We start from the raw sequence: 1,180 nt of genomic DNA, 5'->3' as shown, positions 1-1,180 counted from the left end.
AACTTTTTAGGTCTAAATTTCTATAGGATAAAATAGCATCATCTATAGGATTTTTAAATCCTGATTGAAAGAAGGCATTTAAATAAGCGTAATGAAAGATTTTTTCATTGTCTTTACCTTCTAAATCTTTAAATCCTACAACTTTCATTACTCCTTGAGTAATTGTTCCAGTTTTATCGGTACATAAAACGTTCATACTACCAAAGTTCTCAATGGAGATAAGTCTTTTAACTATTACTTTTTTTTCAGCCATTCTTTTAGCACCAAAGGACAGAGTGATAGATACGATTGCAGGAAGTAAAGTAGGAGTTATACCAATTGAAAGAGACAGTGCAAATAAAAAGGACTCTATTACAGGTCTATGAAAATAAACGTTTATAAAAAATACTATAAGTATAAGGACAAATGCTATTTCCATCAGGAGATAGCCAAACCTTCTTAAACCTTTTTCAAAATCCGTTTCATATTTTATTTCTTCATACTTTGATGCAATTTTACCAAATTCTGTGTTTTTTCCCGTTTGTACACATACAGCTTTTCCGTAGCCACTTAAAACATAAGAACCCATAAATAACTTTTGTCCTTTTTCTTTCTCAACAGGGTAAGATTCACCTGTTAACATAGATTCATTTACAAAAAGGTCTTTAGAATCAACTAAAATACAGTCCGCCGGAATTATATCTCCTGCTGTCAGAATAACAACATCTCCCACAACAACATTTTCTACAGGAATATCTTTTCTCTTTCCATCTCTTATAACAGTAGCTTTAACTTTTACTAATGAGATTAAATTTTCTATAGTTTTATGGGCTGACCTTTCTTGGAAAAAGTCAACAACAGCACCTAAAAATACTATAAGGATTATTATCAGTGATTCAAATTTATCCCCTAAAAAATAGGACAAGAATGTAGCTGATAGAAGTAAAAGAATAAAAGGGTTTTTAAACTGGTTTATGAAAAGTTTTAAATCTGAAAAACTTTTTCTTTCCTTTAAAGTGTTGTAGCCGTATATTTTTATTCTTTCTTTGGCTTCTTTTTCAGATAAACCATTTTCTAAATCTGTGTTTAAATTCTTATAAAGTTCTGTTATATCCATAATTGTAAATACAACTAACTTCCTTTTAAAATGCTATTTTTATAACCATAGAAAAAGTAGATGAGTATTCCTATAAAACTCCAA

1 protein-coding gene is annotated in these 1,180 nt (G+C 29.4%); it reads right to left on the bottom strand.

From position 1 onward, the window contains the following. Positions 1-1,096, bottom strand: a 1,096-nt coding sequence (locus NE054_RS08295; protein WP_297890521.1) for an HAD-IC family P-type ATPase, incomplete at its 3' end; no start/stop codon positions are given. Positions 1,097-1,180: the final 84 nt, after the last annotated feature.

This window comes from Sulfurihydrogenibium sp. (assembly GCF_027448985.1).
Taxonomy (GTDB): domain Bacteria; phylum Aquificota; class Aquificia; order Aquificales; family Hydrogenothermaceae; genus Sulfurihydrogenibium.
Note: the sequence above shows the minus strand (reverse complement) of the source record. Positions and strands in the feature narration are given on the sequence as shown.